The organism is Teredinibacter sp. KSP-S5-2 (assembly GCF_032773895.1).
GTDB lineage: Bacteria > Pseudomonadota > Gammaproteobacteria > Pseudomonadales > Cellvibrionaceae.
This window is the reverse complement of the sequence record NZ_CP120416.1, coordinates 551,101-571,969: the sequence shown is the minus strand read 5'-3', so window position 1 is coordinate 571,969 and position 20,869 is coordinate 551,101. Positions and strand designations below refer to the sequence as shown.

Below are 20,869 nucleotides of genomic sequence, written 5' to 3'. Positions count from 1 at the left end.
AACTGTAGTGTTTGAAAGAAATTGGAGCCGCTGAACCAACTGCGGAATTATACCGACAGCGCTGGAGTATTGAAGCGATTGAAGCTTTGCTACCTAGGCATGTTGAGCTTGACTAGGATACAGATGGTTTGGCGCTTACTATGTAACCCTCAGGATTTCAAAAGTTAAGAATGTTCTCTTAATTTTCCTACAGAAAAAAGACCATCGAATACTTTGTAAGTAATAAGTGCAACACCGATAGAGCCGATGACAATCAACACTTCTCCAAGGTGAGGAGAAACATAGATAAAGGATTTTGCTACCCCGTACATTTCAGTTTTTTCAAAACCCGTACCAAAGCGATTGAACATTGGCACGACGTTGCCACCGTACACGAAAATAAGTCGCCCGACATAGCCACCAATAATGACAAAGATTGATGCAATGACAGTGAGCATAGGTTTTCCAGCCTTTAGGCTCAAAAGAACCGATAGTACGAATATAGGCAGAACGTAGCCTATAAAGTAAAGGGGAGCCAAAGGTCCAAACAGAATTAAATTAGTCCAGTCTTTCTCAACGTGCAGGTAACCAATAACCTCAAAGAGGCCCAATATAACAACGGCTATCAACATTGTGCGACGAATAAGATTCATCAGAGGGGCATATTCAGTTTTATTTCTGTGTACCAGAAAGGTATAAACCCCAATAATGCCAAGCGAAGCAACAAAGGACGATACAATAAAATAGAACGTCAAGGCGGGAAATTCAGTCCATAAATGCCTTGCGGTGTTCATAGCAAAGAGGTTTGCTTGAATATAATATTCAATTAGATCAACACCTATGCTCATAATCACAATAATAAGCGCTAACTTTCTTGCTAAAGCTCTATTGTTTGTGAGTAAAAGGTAGATTTCAAATAAAACAAAGGGAATGTATATCAGGTAAAGTGGTAACATCATCCACATGGCTGCTCCGGTATTTGGGGTAAGCAGCATCCAGGGAATATTTAATACATGTAAGTCTGTTGTAATGGTAAACAGTCCGGCAAAGACCATAGAAATACCGACGACCATAAAACCAACAGCAAGGTTTTTAATAAGATTAACGCGAAAAAGTTCAGCTAAGGCAACGAGAAAAATAATGCCGCTGCCAGTGTAGAGCATAAACATATAGTTGGAAATTAAAACAGTCCAAGGCGAATTCCTATCTATTTCGCCAACGGTGCCAAAAATCGCCTGGCGCATTGCCTCTTTTAGCGCTGGATTAGTGGGATCTATTCCTGCGTCATGTGCATTCAGCGTTGCACTGAAATACCGAAGATCATAAAGCTGATAGAGACCCAATATCGCAATAAACAAAAGAAAATAGGCCAGCAACATCGCTTTATTTAAAAACATGGCTTTAAAAGACACTTTATTAATGTCTAAACCCGCAAAAGCTATTGTTTCCATTCGAGGCTCCTTTTTTTAGCGGCGCGCTCATATTGGGGTTGTATCTCTTCCCAGGAGTGTATTTTGGTGTTGGGGCCAATACTTTGCTTGGCATAGGCATCATTTTCTGGCACCAGGTAGAAAAGTTTTGGCAGTGTACCAATTTCTTCTTTTTGAAAGAAAAACCGTCGTGTTTTAAGTAACTTAACAATATCACTATTAGGATCGTCCAAATCACCAAAGGTGCGAACTTTGGTAGGGCAAGTTGCCTGACAAGCTGTCGTTCCGGTTTCTTCAATTTGGTGTTCGCAAAAGGTGCATTTGTCTACTGCATACTTAGTGTCATCGACAAATCTAGCGTCATATGGGCAGGCTTCCATGCAACCTTTGCAAAGAATACACTGATCTGCTTCAACCTTGACGATCCCACCAGCAATGTAATGACTTGCATTTGTTGGACAAACTGAGACACAGGGAGCGTCGATACAATGATTGCATTGTGACGGATATAGATTTACATAAGGTATTCCGGCGTTACTGCCTTCCACAATGCCAACCCAAATGCGTTGTTTTCCCGCACCGAGTTGAACGCCGTTTTCTTCTTTACAAGCAACTTCACAAGCGCGGCAATTTATGCAGTTTTGATAATCTAGCGCCATTGCATAGTTCATACTGACACCTTCTTAACGGTAACTAGTGTTTCGTGCATGATGGCAGCACCATAGACCGGTTCAATTACACCTTCTATGATTTCGTTGTCGCTAGCTCCGTTTCTATGGGCGAACGTTTGACCATCAGATTTTGCACCAAATCCGTGAACGTAAAAAATTGTCTCGGGGATTATTTTAGGCGTGGGATAAGCTTTGATACGAACAGAGCCAACACTACTGGTGATTTCAATAGTATCACCATGCTCGATGCCACGTTTTTTTGCTTCATCATCGTTTATCCATGCAAAGTTTTCTCGCATGAGTTCTAACAACATCACATTGTTCTGGGTTGCATTTTGAGTCTGTAGCGCATGACGCCCGGTAATAAACTTAAATTTTCCAGCGGGAACATCGACATGCTCTTCCTGTCGCCAAGTAGGCATAGGGTCGACACCTTTTCCGGCAAGATTACCCAAATAGCACTCGATTTTTTTACTGGGGGTGTTGAAGGTGCGCTTCCATAATGCAATGTCAGCTGGATTAGAGCAGGGGTCGCAGGATTCATAAACATCGTCGGCAACTACCTTAGAAGCTGCTTGCTCTTCAATAGGAAGCATAGAGTATGCTTTTTTATCTTCAGGATAATATTGATAGCTATTGTTATTAATCTTCTTGAATGACTCTGCCATTTCCGGGTAATAGACCCCTTTTTCGCGGAGTATTTTCCATGCGTTTTCACCATACTTGTCAACAAAAGCATGTTTATTGAGTGCGTCCTGGGAATGTAAGTAAGGCTCTGTGAGATCAAAGCCATTTTCTTTGTAATAAGTCAGTTCATCTTCTTCTTGCAGCTCGTCTTGCACATCTTCATCATGTTTCTTGGTAATTTCCCAAAGTGGTTTGGTGAGTTTTTTACTGAGACCCTGCATAATTTCAATGACAGGTTTGGTATCGTACATCGGCTCTATGACTTTTTGTCGTAATCCGATGGCAGGCTCTATACCAGGGAAACTTCGTATTGGATCTTCGCGCTCAAGATAAGAGCACTCAGGTAAAATAACATCGGCAAGCAATGCGGTATCACTTGGCATCGTATCGATAACCACAAGCAAATCCATTTTCTCAAACATTCTTCGGGTTTTGGCGGTGTCAGGTATAGAGAGCATCGGGTTTTGTTTGTAAACAAACATGCCCCTAATCGGATAGGGCGTTTCACCTGCTTCTACCCTATTGCGCCATGCAATCCACGAACCGCTTGAACCTATAATAGCTGCATCGTCGCCTTCAATTCTGGACTCAGCATTCGCATACAAAGGCGTATTAATTTCATGAGCGGTTAAGGGCAGTTTGTTACCGAACACAATGCCACCTTTTACGTCGACTCCACCACCTAAAGCAGTAAAAAGCGCCATTGCCCGGCGTAGTTGGAAATCATTTTTTGCCCAGGTTGATCGCCGCCCCTGATAGTAAACCGCTTGTGGTGCTGCAGCCATAAAGTCGCGCGCTATTGTGCGGATAGTTTTTGCTGACACGCCGGTGATTTTTTCAGCCCACTCGGGGGTGTATTGATTCTCTAGAATATGTTGCTGATATTTATCAAAATCATTGAAGTTATTTTTGACATATTCCTTGTTATACAACTGCTCTGATAGAACAACATAGGTAAGTGCTAAAACGAATGACAGATCTGTTCCCGGCTTTATTGGCACATGAAGATCGGCATGCATTGCCGTGTTGGTGTAGCGCGGATCGACAGAAATGAGCGTTGCACCTTTTCCACGAGTTCGTTTAAAAAGATCCATTGTATCGGGCGTAATAATAGCCTCTGCCCGATTAGCACCTGCCATAATAATATATTTTGCATTTTCAAGATCTGCCTGACCATAACCACCCAGCGTGAGGGTATAGCCGGCTGTGGCTGTCTGCAAACAAAGACTGGCGTGATTGAGAAAATTCGCACTACCGAATTTATCAGCCATAAACGTTTTAAAGGTGTGCTCAGCCAAACCTTCACCAGCGCAATAACCTATACAGGAACGATTATCTTTTTCTTCATCAACAATCTTAACCAATTTGTTTTTAATGTATTCAAAGGCTTCCTCCCAAGTGGCTTTGACATATTTACCATCCCCCCGCTCTCCCACGCGGATTAAAGGGGTTTTTAACCTATCTGGATCATAAAGCGCATGAATACCGGCAACCCCTCGGGCGCAGAGCATATTTCTTGATTTAGGAAAAAGAGGATTGGGGTTGAGCTTTTTAACTATGCCATCTTCAACATCGGCAATGAGCCCGCATTTGTTGACACACATCTCGCAAAGCGTTGGCACACTATAGCGGGCCGGCTTATCGGAATTGACATGCTGACTCAAAGCAAGCACTTCAGGACCAGACAGGGTAACCCCACCTAACACTGAAAGTGCGACGCTATTTTTTAAAAAACGTCTACGTGAGAGTCCTATTTCCATACCTGCACCTAATCATGAATACGTACTGTTTGAAAACCGAGTTATGTTGTGTTTCTCAAGGCATGCTTCAGCCGTTTATGTGAGTACTCGCGTTAGAATTTATAACGAAGCGTTGCACGAATATCACTTGCACTTTCTACAGGTACTGGCATACCAAGCATTTGAGACATGGCATAAGCCTGCTCAATCGTCATAGGCGTACCTGTCGCAGAGCCGAAGAAGCCATTACTACCGGTGTAGTCATAGTCAATTTTTGTGTATCTGAGCTGAAATGTTAACGCTTCATCTATGATTGGGTAGTTATAATAAACTTCAAAGGCATCACCACGTGCTGCAATTTTGGAACCGATCATGGTGTCTTCACCATAGGTGAATGAACGCCAATATTTTGAACCATGGTTAAATTCAATACCAAAAGAATCGCCTTCAAAGGGGCCCGGCACATTGACACCAATCCAATATGAATTTCCGGTTTCTGATTCCGTAGAACCAAGCATTGCCATGCCATCATCAGGATCTGTTTTTGACATTGAATAAGAAATAAATACACGTGTATCGTCTAGAAAGTCACTAATAAACTCACCAATACCATTAACTTCTAATGAGATGGTGAAGTTGCTTAAGTTACCGAAGTCATAAAATGAGTAATCACCATCGCTCATGATCCTGTTCATGTCCAAACCGATCATGTTGTTAGCGGTATAGATTTGAGTTTGTAGGTTATATTGACCGTTATTATATGGCGTTACAATAAAGCCAAGCATATCAATATCGTCTGTTTGATTATCGTTAGTAGCATAATCTAAGCCCGCAGGATCAAAACGACCATTAGCATTCGTTAAACCACGACCAGCACAAAGCTTGACAGAACTACCTGTTAAACCGATAACTTCTTCTAACTTGGTGTTTAGGCTTAAACCGTCAAATTCAACGTTAATTGAATGCGCTAGTGGTGATTGAGCCTCTTCAAAACCCTCACGATTATTCGCTAAAAATCCGTTAGTCGAAGGCCGACGACCCAGGCTGAACGTCCATGGAATATTGCTGTTTCCCAGGAACGCATCACCTAAATATAAAAAATACGCTTCTTTTACGCGTAACGTATTGTCTTGTAGGTTTTCATTATTTACCCAATCAAAGTCGTCATTGCTTGGCGTAGAATGTGAAGGTGCTTCACCGTAAGCTTTGCTATAAGACAGCTGACCTTTAAAGACAAGGTTGTCGTTGTACTTATAACCCATATTAAGCAATAAACGATTAGCAAGTAATCCGTCATTTTCAGCCGTTGAACCGTCGGCTAGCGTGTATTCTATGCTGTCTAAAGTGACACGATAATCGACACTAAAGTTGAGATTGTTGCCACCTGTTTTTATTTGTAGATCTCGAACTTGTTTTTTCAATAATTCAATGTCTTCACTTTGATCTGCAAATGCCGGAAAAGTTAAACCAAGGCCAACGACTATGGCCAACGATAGTGTTGAATGCTTCATGATATTCACTCTTCAATCCCATTAATTACAATTAGGAAGCTCACCGCTATCTGCGGCATATTTAATAGCAAAGTCACCAATGTGTGGCGCCATCTTTTGGAACTTTTCACTCGCTAAAAAATCAGCTGATTCCGGGTGCTTCGCACTAAATTCACTAATAAATTGTTCAGCGCCGTTTTTGAAGTAAGATTCCCATTCTGTTTGGATATGTTGACTGGCAAACACTTGGCCGTTGTAGACAAAGTAAGGTCGTAAATATTTAAGGTAATATTTCTGCCCTTTAACCGGATCGGCCATTACCGATGTTGATAACATCAGCGCAACGGCTAAAAGTATGAGTTTTTTCATACTGCACCTCGTCGTTATAGTTCATTAAAGTTATATGCATTCATCAATTTGTCTTTACCAATGATCATGGCTTTCAATTGATTGTTAAGCGCTAACCAAAGGTCATTTAATAAGGATTCATGGTTAAAAATGCTATCAACGAATAGGCAGTAATTTTGCTGCTAAGATCTATTACGCCCTATATATAAGACTAGTCTAAATTATTTATATCTAATTGACCTGCATCAAGATAGTGACCTATTACAGTTGGAAACAAGCTGTTTGGTAGCTTGCTGTTTGAAATGCTCCGTTGTTTTTTTATAAGCCTGTCCAGCTGAAAGAACATGGATTCAGCCTGACAAAGGGACGGCAAGCCAAATGGCAAGAGGGTCATCGGCTAAGGTTGTGATTTGAACGAAATCAAAGGTACAGAGCCAACCGTAACCTGTTTCGGCTACATTGGTGTGGGTCTCCCAGGTTTCACTAGACAGGGGGCTTGGGGATTGCAATTCACGCTGTAGAGCCCGGTACACCTGGCCAGTAGAAGGTTATTTGTTTAAATCTACCTCAATTTGGGGTACCGCAAATCTCAGCCTATCCTGCTAAACCCCGGCTTGAAATCCTTGCAGGATGATCAGTCATTCATTTCTGCACTTTATTTTAAGGGCCTGAAATACCGTCAATTTAGCCCGAAAGCTGATCAGAAATCTCGATTATACGAACGTCTACTGCTGTTACTTGGGGCTGCTAATTGGAATAATATGAACATCAGGAAGGGCTGGTTACCTATCTACCTGAAAGGCCAATAGCTGGGCGGCACCGCGAGCTATTTTTGATGCGACCATCGAATACCTAGCTCACAACAATATAGCCATTCCCACTCTCAGATTACAGTCTTGCCATACCGTTGAAGCCAGTTTTTTCTATTAGCTCACCGCAGACCATGAAACTTTCCTTTCTAATCGAAAACATCTCCTACGCTGTTATACTTTCCGTACCGTACAACTACGTAATATCACGGTTTATCCGACTTTCCACTTCGGTACTAGCACCTCTTGCCCTTGTATACTGTCTTTTAATCTATGCACTCTGGGAATTGGTTGATGGTCATGGGTTTAACCTGTTGGCAGGGGCCACATCCACTAATCAGCAGCTAGTATGTGTATCCCTGCTTATATCCACGGTACTATTTGGTAAAATATCTAAATCAGCAGCATAACAATCCAATTAGGGCTAACCCAGTAAGCGCCGCTGGGTTTGGGCGAAACAGCAACCAAAAGTGGCGGCGCTCACTGGACAGCTTATTTTGGCGTTAGGCACTAAAATATGAAGCTCTTACTAGTAATCGCAACACTGTTATTTTCAAGCTACGTTATTGCATGCGGTAATCGATCCGTTCCGATTAAGCTTGAAGTTAAACGAGGCTATTCTGGCCAAATATATATTTCCTTTAAAGCGCCGCTAAATTACGAAGAGTTTTACTTGCTTGGCGCTCAATATAATAACGGTGAAAATATGATTCCTATGTATAAAGGGTATCAGGAAGATGACAGGCATGCATACTATGAGGTCAATGGCGAGGACGACTTTTTTAAAGATGCTGAAATAACCATCTCATATGCAGTTAAAGGAACACTGTGCTTTCACTCAGAAAAATATATCTGGGAGCAAATATTAAAAGCATGCAAGAATTGTAAAAAAGCCTAACAAGTGACTGTGGTGTTTGAAAGAGGTTGACGTTGCCGACCCTCCAATATCCGCTTCTGCGTAAACGATTCTCCGATTCCGAATTCTGCCAATAGCCCGCTCTTGGCACCCAGAAGCCATTAGTAGTAAGCTATAAGCATACGTAAACGACACCCAGAAAGGTATTTAAAATCGATTTGTTAGGCGTTAAAAGAGCTAGCCAGGAACAACCATGAAGCAATTCGCACTTAGAAGACTGTATAGTTATTTTGAGACAGACTCTCAAGATATCGAAAGTGGATCGTTTGATGAAAAACTAGAAGCCCTCGATGAAGAATTAAAGGCATTACTAGAAAAGTACGATTTAAAATTACTAAGCCAAGATACGAGATTTATCCCATTGGAGAAATTGTCAGCTAGGAAATGTGAGCAATGCGATAATCTAATGATTAATAGAGATAAAAATCCCGCTCGGTTTGATAAAGAAGATATGTGGATAGATTTGGATACGGATTACAACGGTATTATTTGGGATGGAGGAACGCATGAAGATCAAGAGCTTTGTATGGAGTGTTTGCCAATAGAGCATCGGTGGGGTTATTACTCGTAAGCGCCTTCAATGTAAGGAGTTCGATTAAAGGTAGCCACAGTACTAAATATAAAAACTTTTATTTTGCACCATTTTTTTTCGCCCATGTTCTGAGTATAAGACAGTTTCTAGTATGAAATTATTAAGGTTACTAATTCTTCTTGTCATTTCAAGTTCAGCTTGCGCTGAAAACTTCGACGCAAGAGTTTTCTTTGCTGAAGCGGCAATGCAATCAGAAGAAGGAAAGAAATACGAGAAATTGGTAAGAGAAAGTACATGGGATGTAGATGGCGAGTGTTTTCATGCTTCAGCAAAAATTAGAGCAACCCCTGGTTACTATCAGCTAGTTGCCACTATAGATCGAGATGGCAAGGCTAAGATGGTTGAGGTTCGCCCTGTGCACCATTACTCATCGTGCGTGGCGATTTGGTTTGCGAATAACAGGTTTCCAAAACCCCCACGAGATAATTGGCCCATTCGCTTGGAGGTAGATAGTCAACCATAGATTCAGAGTAAGAGAGATTGCCCAGTGTTGGCACGTAAAAGCCATTAGCAGTATGCTATAAACAAACTTTAATGACACCCTGCGGGGTGATATTGAGCAACGACCCATTAGAGATCCATAATGAAGCTAATCATATTTTTACTATTGATACCTTTGGTTTCATGTGCGATTAATGAAACCATAAAGTTTAAAAGTGATGAACTCTTCATTGGAGTAAACTGGGAAAAACTGTCTCCTGACCAATTTAGGGTACTTAAAGAATCATCGGAAGACTATTTTGCAGTATTAGAAGGTAAGAAGCCTATCTATGCCAAGTTGGATGAGAATAGGTTTGTGTTGGACGGAGGAACAAGATTTTACGACGGGTACAAATATCGACTGACTGTTGTAATGAGTATGTCTTCCTTCGGTGATGTGCGAGGATATGCGTACGGCCCTTCAATTCAATACGAAGAAAGTTTCGCCCCAGGTAATATATCGAAGCTTTCTAACATTAAAATGTACACATCAGAGTCGCTTGGTGAATTACTAAATTGGAATAAGCTGTGAACTCTAAAAAAGTGCTCCTTCTGACGCAGCGGTCTACGTTTCTATTTGTGCATTCCGCTAGCACTACATTGTTGCACAAATATACATACAACCGCCGCGCAGCAGAGCAAGGCGTTATACCTGATGCTAAAGAAGCAGCTTAATGGAAGATTTTGATGGGGACTATGGTTACCGTTCGAAGCCGAAGGGTCCTGCACTTGAGCCAAAGTGCCCAACCTGTGGAATTGGGGTGCCACTTAGGAAAAGCCATAGAAGGTGTTTAGTCTGTCATGGGAAATCAACGTCGGAGATTGAAAAATTAAAACAACAAAGAGTATCTGGTGATCAAATATCGGAACAATTAGGATTATTTTTTTTCCTAGTTGGAGGAGTATGCTTATTTGTTATTTTGGCCAGCATTATCTTTTTCTGAATAGTAATAGGTTGTATAGGTATAACAAGCGGCCGTTGCCCCAGCGGGGGTTGGGAAAGCCTTTTCGTGGCTTCGCCACTACAGCTCGCTCCTAAGCCGAGCGATACACGACCAGTTAAGATCTGTATGAGAAATTTTCTATTAACTTTATTGCTTATGTCCTCAGTTAGCTGGGCGCAACCAGACTATGCGCCAACATGTAATGAAGAGGCTTTTAAGAAAGACCTAGAAGCGGATGATAGGTTCGTTGAACATCATCCAATCGATGTTGATGAAATAGAACCGTATATGGAAAAGTATGAAGATTTGGATGGTAGCAATAAAAAATGTGCAACTACAATTTATACAAACTATCTTCAGGCTTACATAGAGCATTGTACAACGCATGAATGTTTTTCAAATATTGGTGGTGGCTGCTTTCATATGGCGGGACAACAATTTTGGTTATACAAATATGCTTATAATCAGTGCAAGCCTTAACAAGCAACAGTTGTGTATGAAAGAGGTTTTTATTACTGATCCTCCTATGTATGCTCCAGGGGTTGCAAAGCTTCGATTTTGAGCATGTCTTTTAGTCTGTTCCTAGCACCTAGAGGTCATAAAAAAATAATAGTTATATGGCTGGTTGTAACTTAGCGAATTGTTTGGGTAAGCTAGTCGTAACTGGTGTCCGATCTTTTGAAAAGGATTTAATCGTAATGAAAAGCATTCTCCGCTGTGGATTTTATTTGGTTTTTATAAGTTTACTGTCCTGTACCTCGAACAGTGAGTTGATGGAAGAAGAGGTCATTGTTACAGGTATTAGGGCCAGTCAAGCTGACGATAGTCGACGTAGACCTGATTCTGAGGTAGTGGCATACGATATTGGTGGTGTTGAGTCAGCCTCTGTTGCTAAAAATAAGAAAGATAAGATTGAAAAAACTTGGCGTATCGCTAGTGCAAATGCTAATTCTGCTGTGCTCTCGGTGGGAGATGAAGAAAATATATCACCAAATGCATTGGATATTAAGGTTCGGATAGATGGGTTTCGAGCTAGAGTTGTCGTAGATGGTTTATACATTAACCCTCACAATGAAACCTTGGAGGGAGATTTTAAATTCAGGTTACCCGATGGAGCAAAACCATACTATTTCGCATTCGGGGAGGCTCTAAAGCGTGATCAGAATTTACTAGAAGATAAACACCATATATCACTTGAATCGCTTGAGAAAGGTTACTTGAGCACGAAGGAGTTAGGCAGTCGGTATAAGGGGTTATGGAAAGAACCGAAAGAAGCGATAATGGTTTCCAAGCAGAAGGCAGCATTTGCTTATGAAGATACCGTTTCCCAACAAATTGACCCTGCTTTACTAGAGTGGTCTGGCGCCGGAATTTTCTCAGCAAGCGTATACCCCTTACAGCCTAAATCGCTTAACCGGATCGTTATCGGGTACGACATAGATCTTCAACGTTTGAATAACGACCTTTACTTAGATTTTCCTTTAACTCGTGAATCTATAGACAAGCGTGTTCATGTAACCTTCGGTTATCTTTCCCCTGATGCAGTGCAAATCCAGCGAAATATAAACGGAGAGCTTAAAACTCCATATCGGCCCGGAGTTGTAAATGGAGTTTTACAAGAGGCTTTACACAGTGAATTGCTCTCTGGAATAAGGGTAAAGATTGATGCAGAGTATTCTCCAACATTGGTTGGGATGGATGAGGTGGGGGAATATTTTGCAACCCAATGGCTTGCGGAGTTACCTATGGTACCCGCGAGAAATCATTCGAGAGCGGTTTTCTTACTTGACACTTCTCTGAGCGCTTCAAACGATAGTTTTCATCTTTGGGTTGAGCTGTTACTCGAGACACTCACACAAAATGAAGCGGAACTTCATGAGTTTGCATTAATGAGCTTTAATACCGAAGCTCTTTGGTGGAAAAACTCATTTGTAAACAATAACGAAGAAAGCCGAAGGGAACTCAAAACTTATTTGTATAGTTTGATTTTGGAAGGTGCTACAGACTTATCCAATGCTTTGGAGTTTGCAACAAATATTGCATGGTTGGAAGAACAATCGTTGTACGACTTATTTCTATATAGCGACGGGGCAGCAACATGGGGTGAGCGGAATGCTTGGATAATAACGGAAAGCGTTAAGCAAAAGTTCAATGGTAAAGTGTTCTCATATCGGTTAGGTATAGAAGGTGAGGATAAAGCACTTCTTGAGCATCTAGTTCGTGAGCTTGGGGGTGCAAATTTTCATGTGCAGGATAAAAGTGAGATCAGTTCTTTAGCTACTGCACATACCTCACTGCCTTGGGCAATAGAGAAAATTGAACTTGCAGGTGCACGGGACATCTTGTTGGAAGGACGGCCTAGTGTTATTTATCCAGGCCAGGTATTAACTATCGCCGGTCGTAAAATTTCTAACCTAGGTGATGAATTAAACCTTTCTCTTGCTAGTGCCAACCGAACAATTGAAGTGAAAATACCTGTTAATCAGGTGTTGCCTTCCTCCTTGACAGCGCGCACATATGGTCAAATAGCCGTCAATCAGTTGGAGGGGCTCGGTGAGCTCAAAGATAAAGTGGCCGCATCTTACGCCAATCATTTTAAAGTGCCTGGGCGCACAAGCTCGCTCTTAATGCTGGAATCATCGGAGGATTACAAGCGCTACAACATCGTTCCCAAACAGGATGCCTACGTTGTAAAAACAACGCTCATTACCGATGTATTTCGCTCAATCCGGGGAGATATAGCATTGCAACTGGGAAATCCAAAAAATCAGTTTATCTCACTCGTAGAAAAGCTAAGCAAATTAAGTAGTGTCAATATGGAATTACCTCACGCTGTAACATTATTAATGGAGCGCTTACCCAGTGAGGCGTTTAACAAGCCTCAGAACCAGTTTAATAATAAGGTTACCTTTCAAAATCAAGTTAGTTCATCCTATCTAAGTGGACTAGCCGAGGAAAATATATATTCGCTCATTGTGGAGGAGTCTAAAAGACGTTTAGAAAAATTCGGCACAGCAGATGCGATTAAAGTGATGAGCAACTTGGTTGAGCGTGCTCCTTCAGATGTGACCGTACTACGAAATGTTGCCTATTCGGCTGAAGCCTGGGGACAACCTATAGCTGCATTTGAATTGCACAAACAAGCTCTCAACTCGCGCCCTTTTGAACCTCAGTCATATAGCTATTTGGCCAATCTTGCTGAAAAAATTGGTAAGTACGATCTTGCTCTTTTGTTTTTTGAAATGGGCTTAGCAGGAAAGTGGGATAACCGTTTTAGGGACTATGAAACCATCCACAAAATGGACTACTTGAGTTTTATTGAGCGCCGCTTAGAGAATGGAAAAGGCTTTTTCAGTAGTGCCTACGCCCAATTGAAGCTAAAAGCGCTTAAGAGCGAACTACCAGATTCGCTTGATATGCTAATCGCTGTCAGTTGGAATACTGATCGTACCGATGTTGACCTTCATGTTATTGAGCCAAGCGGAGAAGAGTGCTCTTACCAGAACAAGGTTACTCGTTCTAAAGGTGAAATTTCGGACGATGTAACTCAGGGATACGGACCGGAATTCTACAAAAATAAGCACGCACCAAAAGGAAAGTACGAGGTGTATGTAAAGTATTTTTCGGATAGCCCTAACAAGCTGGGCTTAAAAACTAAAGTGAATATTCGCATAATCGAAAATTGGGGAACACCACAAAGAACGGAACGTTCATTAAATGTTGAGCTTGAAAAGGCGAAGCAAAAACAACTAGTCTCCAAGGTGAGAATTTGATGAGGAATGAAATATTCTGAAATGGCAGCTTATGATTAACACTGACGTCCGATTTCGGCGGCTTCTATGTCTGGTACAGACCTGGCTACATCAATAGCGCTATTTCACTGAATGGATGATTATGTTAAAGGGACATGGTTAAATATGGATCAACAACAAGAGAGAAATCAGCCTGTGGATAAGTGTTTTCTATCGAGAATTTTTTTTACCGGATCGTTAAGTGATAATTCATGAACGATCAAAAAAAGCAGAATAACGACTATGGAAAATGGGTCGTTCCAGACACATGGGGAGGCTTTGGCCCAACACTATTCGGCCCATTTTTAATAATGATGGGAGTCAGTTTTTGTGTGATTGGTATTTTTGGCGTTTATCGAGGTTACCATCTTAGCTGGGACTATTTTTTAGATTTCAATAGCTATGAAACGCATCCGGTTCGTATGGTTATGGCGGGGACAGTATGTTTCTCGCTCTACTATTTGTTGTGCGTTAAGCTCAAAAAGTATTTAAACAAATGGCAGTGAGTTGATTTACTCAACAACGACTATGATAATAGAACGTAACACTTGTCGCAGAAGACATTGACGGAAACATATGTCGGATATCCAATCTTGAGAAATAATGCTTCGACGGTTCGAACGGACGTATAGTCTGTTTTTGACACAACCAGAAAACTCACCCCAATAAAAATAGAAGTATCGCAATTTGTTACGTCCTGGTGTTCGTAAAAAAACATAGAGAGGCAATATATAGAATATGATAGATTGGCTTGAAAAATATTCCGGATCTATATTTTTTGGCATGATTAGCTGGTTTGTTTCTTATCGGATCTACAGCACCAAGAGTATCAAAGCAAAAGGCCAGTATTTTTTAGTTACGGATGAGCAATCATTATACTTATCAGCCGGATTTTTTGTTATAGGATTATACTGTTTTTACTTGGTTTTTCGAGGAGAGTAATTTCTTATTAAAAATCAGCCCTTAAAAAGCAATAAAGACGCAAGTTGGCTACCTAACCAATTAACTATTACGCATATACAAACAAACCAAAACCCAAGACATTAAAGGTGTTACCTACGTTGGCAATGACAATTTTGTACTTCAGACACTAGAAAGAGAATTGGCTAAAAAGCATCCTTAACAGACTAATTTCATATTGCACAACGAACGCAAGGCATCTCTGCCAAACAGCAACGCCAAACAAACCTTACATATTGGTAACAAAACTGCGCTGCCATATCAAAACTGATCGAATTTCCTTTGAACACGCCGAAAATTAAATAACAATTAAAAACCACCTCCCCTTATGCTTTTAATTTAGCTTTTCGCCTTTTGTACTTCATGTTCCGTATTACTAATTATTCTCATTCTTTTTCTATTTAACGACCTACCTAAAGGCAATTATAGTTTGTCGGTAAAACCGCACCTAAGGCGTTAATAACGTTTACTGAACACAAGCCCAATTCCAACAGAAAAACCAACAATAAATTTTAAAAAACAATAATGGGCAACAAGCATGTCACTAACGACCAACTTAAGCGCGGACTTACTTCACCCTAACCTTCGGTTTTTTGCTTTGATGAAGACGTCGCAACAAAAAACAAAGAGAAGCAAGAAGGCGCTTTAAATAAGGGCCTAATCAAGAAGAGGATCAAGCACGACAGTAATTTTCACCTAGTAATTTATCTTAATTTTTGCTCTTTGATTTTAATTACAGCTTCGATATTAATTTTAAAAATACTTTAGGAGTGCGTTATAACATGACAAATAGCAACCATTTAACAACACCATCAAGTGACACGTCAGGTCGAATACAGCGAGGCGGATTGAGCTATGAACTAACGGAGCATTGCAATCTTCGTTGTGCAGGATGCGATCACGCGGCACCCTGGTCTGATGAGCACTTTGCATCCCCAGCAGAATTTGAACGTGATTTAACGGCCTTAGCCAAAGTACTGTATGTGGATGAACTTAAACTCTGTGGTGGCGAACCTCTATTGCATCCGCAGTTGTTGGATTTTCTTCGTATTGCAAAAAAAGTGAATATTGCTGAAGGTATTGTTTTGCTCACAAACGGCACCTTGCTGCATAAAATGCCTATTGATGCCTGGCAGTATTTAGCTGAAGTTCGAATTAGTGTCTACCCTGGTGTTCGTCGTCGCTATGATGCTCAAGCGCTGTCTGCTATTGCCGAACGCTACGGCTGCTTATTTGTCGAAATGCCAATCGAGACATTCAATGAAGTCTTTACGCCAATTAAGGAAACCGATGAAACATTAGTGGAAACAATACACCGGGGGTGTTACTCGGCGGTGAACTGTCACACCGTATTGGATGGAAAGTACTATCGCTGTTCTCGCGTGCACAGCATTCGAAAACGATTGAAAATGATAGGCAAGCCAGACAGCCTGGAAATGGATGGCCTGGATATACACAACAGCCCTAACCTGTTTCAGTCACTACGCCAGTATCTGGATAATGATAAACCCCAATCGTCATGCCGATATTGTTTGGGTATGTACGGAAAAGAGGTTAAACAAGAACAACTTAACGCGAAAAAACTGAAAGAAGAAATAAATCGCCCACATTTAAGTGCGCTGGACTTACTTGATCCGACGACGCCAAGAACCAAAGACTCAGCCGTTCGAATAGAAGAAATACGAACTGAATTTACACAGAAGAAAAACTGGCTGCATCTTCAGCAGGATATTATGCATTGCGAATAAAATCGGGAGCAGTAAACCTCCTTATTTAACATATAGACTACACATTATTTATGTGTAGTCGTACACCAGCCAAGATATACAAAACAGGCAATAACATAGCTATTAATTACAAGTGAAACATAGCGAGATATAGCCGTTTTTCTAATAAAAAACACCCTTATTAAATAGTGGACCAAAACAGAGAGCTTTCTCGTTCTCTTCATAAAAATTTCACCATCCCTTGGTCAATATAGATTTGTGGTCTAAGTTATGTAAAGCTAGAACACAATAACGCACAATTAGGGGGTATCCTTATGTTACGCTTTTTCATTTTCCTCTTTTCTATCATTCCATTGCTTGCACATGCCAATGAAGAATCGATTCGTATCAATCAGATCGGCTATTACCCCGACGCGCCAAAAATTGCGATCGCAATTGGCGATACAAAAACGGATGCTTTTTCTCTACTCGACGAAAGCGGTAAGACGGTTTTCGAAGGCAAACTGGGGAAGCCCATCTACTGGGCAAAGTCTGAAGAAACAGCAAGAAAAGCCGATTTCTCTGAGTTTTCAAAAAGTGGGCGTTATCGCTTAAAAGTTGGCGACAACGTGTCCTGGCCTTTTTTCATTCAGCAGGATGTTTGGAATGAGGTGTCCATCGCAATGATGAAATCCTATTATCTCCAGCGCGCCTCTATGTCTCTAGATGAAAAATATGCAGGAATATATAAACGTAAGGCCGGCCACCCAGATACAGACGCGGTGTTTCACCCATCAACGGGTAAAAAGGGTCGGTTAAATGCCCCTGGAGGCTGGTATGACGCAGGGGACTTTGGCAAATATATTGTGAGCGCTAGCTTTACCATCGCCAATATGATGAGCTTAATGGAGCTGGTTCCGAATGCGTACCCGGACAGCAGCCTCAATATCCCAGAATCTGGTAATGGTATAAGCGACTTGCTTGACGAAGTTCGCTATGAGCTTGAGTGGATGAAGAAAATGCAGGACACAGACGGTGGTGTGTTTGTGAAAATGACCTCCGACATTTATCCAGACATGATGTTTCCTCATACTGACCCGTTACAACGTAACGTGTATGGCAAATCTACAGCGTCTGCTCTCAATTTTTCAGCGGCCATGGCAATGGCCTATAGGCTCTTTACCCCAATCGATGCCAAGTGGGCTAAGGATTGTTTAGAGCGATCAGAGCGAGCTTGGAAATGGGCGCGAAAGAACCCAAATGTGATCTTCACAAACCCTGAAGGAGTACTTTCCGGTGCATACAGCAACAGCGACATGAGTGATGAATTCCTATGGGCGGCCTCCGAACTTCTTATTTCGACAGAAAAGTCGAAATATAAAAAGTATCTCGCAAAAAATATTGAGGCCCTAAAAAGTTACGAAAAACCAACGTGGCCAAATGAAAAGGGCTTAGGCATCATGAGCCTAATTGTGCACCGGGAAGCACTGCCTAAGAAGCTGAAAAATGTCGTAGAAAAATCGATAAAGGAATGGTCAGATAAAACGCTTCAGGATATGAATGCTTCGGCATACCAAGTCCCGGAAATAGAATTCACCTGGGGCTCAAATGGCGATATGGGCTCAGCGGGGTTGAGCTTTATTTACACATACCAAATCACTGGCGATCAACAATACCTTGATGCCGCAGCGGCGGTAGCTGACTACATACTGGGTAAAAATGCAACGGGTTACAACTTCGTTACTGGCTTCGGCTCAAAGCAGGTGGTCAACTTGCATCATAGTGTCTCGATTGCAGATGGTATTCCCGGCTCGTTACCAGGATACATTCCAGGTGGGCCAAACGCTGACTTAGAGGACGCAGTAACAGATGCCCACGGTGAAGCGGCTGCCTACGCCAGCACCTTACCAGCCAAAGCCTATGTGGATTCTCAGTTAAGCTATTCCTCAAATGAGAATGACATTTTATATACCTCGCCTAACCTCGCGTTGATCACTGCGCTTCATCACCATTACAGCGCGTTAGCAACCAAGCAGAAATAGTAGGCGAATTAGGGATAACAGGGGCAGATCTATTGCCCCTGTTATCTCTTAGATATACGGATGAAATCAGGCAGCCCAAGAACCGGCGGCTACTTTCCCATTAACACGCTCACTTCTGAATCAAGACAGATTAAAAGAAACACACCAATAACTACCAGCAATGATTGATCGACTTAATGGATATCAATATTATTATTGGAAAAAAGGAGTAAAATTGCGATAATGCAACAGCAAGCCGGACGGTGCAGATAATAGCAAACATATAAGCAGTGGAAGCTAAACCTATGAAACTAAAACCTTTTTTCTTCTTTCTTTGTCTTCCTCTGCCTCATACAACCTGTTATCGGGCAATCTGCCACATTATTCAGATGTTATACAAAGTTTAAATAAGAGTTTTTCGCGATGAAAAAGATATTGTTCATAATTATCCTTGTTACCCTATCCATTCAAGCCAAAGCCTCCGGATCAGGTCTTTCAATAGAAAGCGTATTCTATTGTGGGGACGACTTTTCCATGGTTATGAGTAATGGAGAGCGATGGGTTGTAAAAAAATCGCAAGTTGGTGAGCAGAAGCTTAATCACTTTATTTCAATGGCTTTATTTATGATGGCTTCAGGGAAAACTACGCTAAACGTGTTTCCTGGCACTCCAGAAAGATGGTGTGGAAATGACAACACTCGGCCAATCACAGTGTTTAGCTTTAGTAAATAGCAGCTGCATAAAAAGGCTCGCCAATAGGACAGAGTTTTCATTGTCTGTTTTATAAAATTTTCGCCACACCGGCACAAGACAAACTAACAGCAAAACCGTACGTGTAGCTGGCACTAAATTTATAGCATCAGAACTAAGAAACTCATATAAAATTGGCGTTATAAATATTAAGCAATATTTATAACAAAACATTTCACTAAGGCAGAAGTACCTTCAACATAGGCAAGGACTCGCAGAAAATTACGTCCTTCGCTTGCAGGCAAGTATACACATTAAAACATTGGAGAAATAAAATCGTGAAAAAAGTAATTGCTGTATTTATCCTATTTCTAATATCTGTTAATTGCATCTCCGAAACGGGAGAAGTTAGCGGTAATGTGATAAAAATAGTTAACCACCAGTATTTGGATGGAATAGGTTGGGATAACCAGATATGGTTTTGCCTTGACAGCCAATCAAGCGTAGGAAGCTGTCCAACTTCTTCGTCGTGCAACAATAAAGCTGTATTTGTGATATCAAAAGATGCAGCTCCTTCCATTTTTTCAACGGTGCTAGCTGCGAAATTAAGCAACACTCAAATTACGGTTGGTGTAGACGATTCCAAGAGACTAATGGGACTCTGCGTGGCACGGATAATAAGCATATAAAACAGCGAATGCAGAGTTATATATCTTGACATAAAAAACTAAATCGTATGCATTTTTTAGTGTTTATTTCATACCGACCCGACACTTTAGACCATACATATCAAGGAAAAGAAATGAAATTAAAAATACATATATTATTAATCGGTCTTACACTAACTTATAGCTTCCCAACCTTAGCCAAAAGGTATTGGTCACCTGATGTTCTGACTGAGTGGACATTATCATTAAATAACGGGGTTGCTTATATAACATCGCCGCAATTTGTCAGCCACTGCTTATATTCGAGAGGGCAGATCGACATGGACGGCACCGAGTTCAATAAAGCTCAGTATGCTTTTGCCATGTCAGCCAAAGCACGTGGAAAGAAAATAAAGTATGTTGTAGATGACACCCAAACTGTATGCATTATCACTGGCTTGGAAGAGATAGATTAGCACACCCTTAGATTCATGCCCGAAAACGAAATTGCGAACTTATTGAGTATAGAATTTTTAGAAACGAAAGGAAAATTAGATATGCTGAGGAAAATACTGGTCATTGGAATGTTATTTATAGTTTCAAACGTACACGCATCCGGGTATTTAATTAATTTAGGTGACGGCATAACGATAAACAAAATACATGCACATAATGGAGGAGGCGTTACTTTATGGGTAGACGGTAGCAAATTATCAAACCCAGACGGATGTCATAATATGAACAAAGTACACCTTCCTTCATCCACAGCGGGAATTGCCACACAAACCTCCATTGTATTATCAGCATATATGGCTGGAAAAAAAATAGGTATGTGGAGTACTAAATGTGATGTTATTCCGTTTTGGGGAGGGACAGTTAAATATCCTATTGTCACTGAAATATGGATAACCGAGTAATTTCGATTCACTAACAAACACAGCTTTCGTTTGTTTTTTAAACTCAGTTCAA

17 protein-coding genes are annotated in these 20,869 nt (G+C 41.1%); 12 read left to right on the top strand and 5 right to left on the bottom strand.

Annotation, left to right across the window (positions count from 1 at the left end; genetic code table 11):
* Nucleotides 1-164: 164 nt before the first annotated feature.
* The 5 genes from P5V12_RS02660 to P5V12_RS02640 all read right to left on the bottom strand — a co-directional run bounded on the left by P5V12_RS02660 (nt 165) and on the right by P5V12_RS02640 (nt 6,365).
* Entirely contained in the window at nt 165-1,430 is a 1,266-nt protein-coding gene (locus P5V12_RS02660; RefSeq protein ID WP_316955687.1) for a hypothetical protein, read from the bottom strand.
* Nucleotides 1,418-2,080 (bottom strand): 4Fe-4S dicluster domain-containing protein, encoded by a 663-nt coding sequence (locus P5V12_RS02655; RefSeq protein WP_316955686.1) that lies wholly within the window; start codon nt 2,078-2,080, stop codon nt 1,418-1,420. Before P5V12_RS02655 ends, P5V12_RS02660 begins: the two co-directional genes overlap by 13 nt.
* Nucleotides 2,077-4,527, bottom strand: a complete 2,451-nt coding sequence (locus P5V12_RS02650; RefSeq protein WP_316955685.1) for a molybdopterin-dependent oxidoreductase — start codon at nt 4,525-4,527, stop codon at nt 2,077-2,079. Before P5V12_RS02650 ends, P5V12_RS02655 begins: the two co-directional genes overlap by 4 nt.
* A gap of 92 nt (nt 4,528-4,619) precedes the next feature.
* On the bottom strand, nt 4,620-6,017 hold the full coding sequence (locus P5V12_RS02645) for a DUF3373 family protein (RefSeq protein ID WP_316955684.1): 1,398 nt from the start codon (nt 6,015-6,017) through the stop codon (nt 4,620-4,622).
* Nucleotides 6,018-6,038: 21 nt separating this feature from the next.
* Entirely contained in the window at nt 6,039-6,365 is a 327-nt protein-coding gene (locus P5V12_RS02640) for a hypothetical protein (RefSeq protein ID WP_316955683.1), read from the bottom strand.
* A gap of 1,305 nt (nt 6,366-7,670) precedes the next feature.
* Here P5V12_RS02640 and P5V12_RS02635 point away from each other — a divergent pair.
* From P5V12_RS02635 to P5V12_RS02580, 12 genes are all read left to right on the top strand, one after another.
* The gene (locus P5V12_RS02635) at nt 7,671-8,051 is read left to right on the top strand and encodes a hypothetical protein (RefSeq protein WP_316955682.1); all 381 of its coding nucleotides are present in this window, start codon (nt 7,671-7,673) and stop codon (nt 8,049-8,051) included.
* A 211-nt stretch (nt 8,052-8,262) separates the two neighbouring features.
* A complete protein-coding gene (locus P5V12_RS02630) occupies nt 8,263-8,640 on the top strand; it encodes a hypothetical protein (RefSeq protein WP_316955681.1) in 378 nt (125 codons plus the stop codon).
* A gap of 112 nt (nt 8,641-8,752) precedes the next feature.
* Entirely contained in the window at nt 8,753-9,124 is a 372-nt protein-coding gene (locus tag P5V12_RS02625) for a hypothetical protein (protein WP_316955680.1), read from the top strand.
* Between the two features lie 120 nt (nt 9,125-9,244).
* Complete coding sequence (locus P5V12_RS02620; protein WP_316955679.1) at nt 9,245-9,673, top strand: hypothetical protein; 429 nt, start codon at nt 9,245-9,247, stop codon at nt 9,671-9,673.
* A gap of 538 nt (nt 9,674-10,211) precedes the next feature.
* Nucleotides 10,212-10,565 (top strand): hypothetical protein, encoded by a 354-nt coding sequence (locus P5V12_RS02615; protein WP_316955678.1) that lies wholly within the window; start codon nt 10,212-10,214, stop codon nt 10,563-10,565.
* 218 nt (nt 10,566-10,783) lie between these two features.
* A complete protein-coding gene (locus P5V12_RS02610) occupies nt 10,784-13,858 on the top strand; it encodes a DUF2135 domain-containing protein (RefSeq protein ID WP_316955677.1) in 3,075 nt (1,024 codons plus the stop codon).
* A 230-nt stretch (nt 13,859-14,088) separates the two neighbouring features.
* Nucleotides 14,089-14,382 (top strand): hypothetical protein, encoded by a 294-nt coding sequence (locus P5V12_RS02605; RefSeq protein WP_316955676.1) that lies wholly within the window; start codon nt 14,089-14,091, stop codon nt 14,380-14,382.
* 1,236 nt (nt 14,383-15,618) lie between these two features.
* Entirely contained in the window at nt 15,619-16,584 is a 966-nt protein-coding gene (locus P5V12_RS02600; RefSeq protein WP_316955675.1) for a radical SAM protein, read from the top strand.
* Nucleotides 16,585-16,877: 293 nt separating this feature from the next.
* Complete coding sequence (locus tag P5V12_RS02595) at nt 16,878-18,584, top strand: glycoside hydrolase family 9 protein (protein WP_316955674.1); 1,707 nt, start codon at nt 16,878-16,880, stop codon at nt 18,582-18,584.
* A 402-nt stretch (nt 18,585-18,986) separates the two neighbouring features.
* Nucleotides 18,987-19,295 (top strand): hypothetical protein, encoded by a 309-nt coding sequence (locus P5V12_RS02590; protein WP_316955673.1) that lies wholly within the window; start codon nt 18,987-18,989, stop codon nt 19,293-19,295.
* Between the two features lie 760 nt (nt 19,296-20,055).
* Nucleotides 20,056-20,376 carry a hypothetical protein gene (locus tag P5V12_RS02585; protein WP_316955672.1) on the top strand — a complete coding sequence of 107 codons (321 nt, stop codon included), beginning with the start codon at nt 20,056-20,058 and terminating at the stop codon, nt 20,374-20,376.
* Nucleotides 20,377-20,391: 15 nt separating this feature from the next.
* The gene (locus P5V12_RS02580; RefSeq protein ID WP_316955671.1) at nt 20,392-20,817 is read left to right on the top strand and encodes a hypothetical protein; all 426 of its coding nucleotides are present in this window, start codon (nt 20,392-20,394) and stop codon (nt 20,815-20,817) included.
* Nucleotides 20,818-20,869: the final 52 nt, after the last annotated feature.